Below are 2,384 nucleotides of genomic sequence, written 5' to 3'. Positions count from 1 at the left end.
TTAAAAAATCAATTTACGAGAAAGATCTATTTACACAAAAGATTTGACAGTTTCAAATAGTTTATCAACCATTTAGTTCTAAGTTTACAAATTCTATTTTTCTAAATATGTCCCAAATTACTTAATTTAGTTTGTTCAAGAGCATACTGGGCAGCGCTACTATATCCTGGAAACATCGTAGCCGTGCTGCAACCGTTTTGTGCACTGTATTTATACATTTTTATTGTGTCTTGCATTGGAATTTTAAATTTGTATAATACAGCTTCGCCTTTTGGATCATCTTTGTCGAAAACTCGTTCCAATGGCGTAAAGTGCAATACACTATCCACTTCGCTTTCTCCGTCCCATTACTTCTTTTTGTGCATTTAAATTGGGATTATTGTTATACACCGGTTTAATCAAATGCAAATTGTCATATCATTTTCATAATTTAAAGCCCAAATGACCATATAACCTGCACCAGTCTCCTTGCTTTTCAGGGCAGAATTAGCGGCAAAATAAAATGCAACATTAAGGTTAAACGTCTAGTCTAATAATCGTGTAGGTAATCCATAATGTTGCGCTAAAGCAGCGACCCCTTCTGATTCATCTGGTAACCATTTCCCCTTATCAAGTATATAGCCTATATTATCTGTAGATAATGCATAACCAAATTCGCGTGTAAAGAAACTCACGTCTGGTACATTTAAACCTGCATTAAAAGCATCTAAATAAAAGTGCTCCAATACTTCATACTCTGTTATTTGACGCTTGCCAATAACGTAAGCGCCAAATAACAGAGTGTATTAACCTCTTCACCTTCTTCGGCTATGATTAATTTATTAAATTAATGGAGGTTAATAATATTTCCGAAAAACAACATCCGATTGTAGCGCTCAAACAGCCGCAAAGCCCCCAAAGGTCTCGTTCACCGCGGAATAATCTGTTGCTTAGTTTAAAGAAGAATGATCTAGAGCTAGACTTCTACAGCAGTATAGATCCCGAATTGATGGATAAACTCTTGGAAAAGGTCTTATCATGATTAATCTTTGTTACTTGGGCCAAGTCTATCTTGTTTGCAGCAAAACCGACCTGCGCAAAGGCATTGATGGGCTGGCTTGCTTAATAAAGGAACAGTTTCAACTTGATCCTTTTCAGGGTCAGGTCTTTCTCTTTTGCGGCGGCAGAAAAGACCGTTTTAAAGCCCTGTATTGGGACGGCCAAGGATATTGGCTATTGTATAAACGCTTTGAAAACGGCAAGATGAGCTGGCCGCAGAATCAAAACGAGGTCCAGGCTCTCTCTTCTGAGCAGGTCGACTGGTTAATGAAAGGTTTTGCAATCAAACCTATATCAAAAGTATGAAATGAAGGTCCCGGACTATCGCCAGGAAAGCTATTGGCGGAAAATGGGACTGAATATTTCACGCCAGCACTTAAACAACTGGGGGCTAAAGAGTACAGAGTACTACTTTAAGCCAATGTATGACCTGCTTAAAACAAAGCTGTTAACTCAACCTGTTTTACATACCGATGAAACTTACTATAGGGTCTTAGAAAGCGAAACAGCTAAAACCTATTACTGGGTTTTCCTTTCCGGCAGGCATGATAAACATGGCATTGCGCTTTATCATCATAATCCGCATCGCAGCGGTCAAGTAGCGCTTGACTTCTTAGGCGCTTACGCCGGCTTCTTGCATTGCGACATGTGGCAGGCTTACCAGCGATTACCTGAAGCTACCCTAGTTGGCTGCTGGGCCCATGTGAGAAGAAAGTTCTTTGAAGCGGTACCGCAAAATGCCTCTGATAAATCAATTGCCAAACAGGGTTGGAAATACTGCACGCAAATGTTTCGTCTAGAAAAAGAATGGGAACATTTAAGCAGCGAAGAACGATATCAAACCCGACAGGAACAGTTAAAGCCGCTAATGGAAGACTTCTTTGACCGGTGCAGGCTGCAGGAGATTTCTGTATTGCCCGGCTCCAAACTCGACCGTGCAATCAATTATGCCTTAAAACATCAGGAAAACTTTGAACATGTATTGCTCGATGGCCGTTTGGAACTATCTAATAACAAGGCCGAACGTGCTGTCAAGTCGCTGGTGATGGGACGCAAGAACTGGCTGTTCTCGCAAAGTTTTACCGGTGCACAGACGAGCGGCATCATTTTGAGCTTGATTGAAACAGCCAAAAGACATGGACTAGATCCAGAAAAATATTTAAATTACCTGCTTCAAAAGCTGCCTAACGAGGAGAGCTTAAACTCGGAGGCACTAGAAGCTTATTTGCCATGGCAAAAAGAGATTCAAAAGATATGTAAATAGAGAATATGGTAAGCGTCAAATAACCGGGTATCTGTTTTAGCCTTCATTTTTCAGGTATTCTAATCTCATCAATTTAATGGAG

At 40.3% G+C, this 2,384-nt stretch carries 4 protein-coding genes; 2 read left to right on the top strand and 2 right to left on the bottom strand.

The genetic code is table 11. The features are described 5' to 3' along the window. Positions 1-101 precede the first annotated feature (101 nt). Positions 102-329 carry a hypothetical protein gene (locus CP352_RS10625; protein WP_089150604.1) on the bottom strand — a complete coding sequence of 76 codons (228 nt, stop codon included), beginning with the start codon at positions 327-329 and terminating at the stop codon, positions 102-104. 195 nt (positions 330-524) lie between these two features. Further along, positions 525-725 (bottom strand): hypothetical protein, encoded by a 201-nt coding sequence (locus CP352_RS10620; protein WP_089150605.1) that lies wholly within the window; start codon positions 723-725, stop codon positions 525-527. Positions 726-1,017: 292 nt separating this feature from the next. Here CP352_RS10620 and tnpB point away from each other — a divergent pair, with 292 nt between their 5' ends. Further along, positions 1,018-1,344: an IS66 family insertion sequence element accessory protein TnpB gene (gene tnpB / locus CP352_RS10610; protein WP_233186945.1), complete on the top strand. Its 327-nt coding sequence runs from the start codon at positions 1,018-1,020 to the stop codon at positions 1,342-1,344. A gap of 1 nt (position 1,345) precedes the next feature. Continuing rightward, positions 1,346-2,302 (top strand): IS66 family transposase, encoded by a 957-nt coding sequence (locus CP352_RS10605; protein ID WP_304441130.1) that lies wholly within the window; start codon positions 1,346-1,348, stop codon positions 2,300-2,302. Positions 2,303-2,384: the final 82 nt, after the last annotated feature.

Origin of the sequence: Lactobacillus sp. UMNPBX1, assembly GCF_002554085.1 — a bacterium.
Classification (GTDB): Bacteria; Bacillota; Bacilli; order Lactobacillales; family Lactobacillaceae; genus Lactobacillus; species Lactobacillus crispatus.
The sequence above is the reverse complement of the archived record's forward strand: the minus strand, read 5'-3'. Positions and strand labels throughout refer to the sequence as shown.

Coding starts and splice junctions, on each gene's coding strand:
- tnpB (WP_233186945.1), top strand. CDS start 1,018: ATGATTAATCTTTGTTACTTGGGCCAAGTCTATCTTGTTTGCAGCAAA.
- CP352_RS10605 (WP_304441130.1), top strand. CDS start 1,346: ATGAAGGTCCCGGACTATCGCCAGGAAAGCTATTGGCGGAAAATGGGA.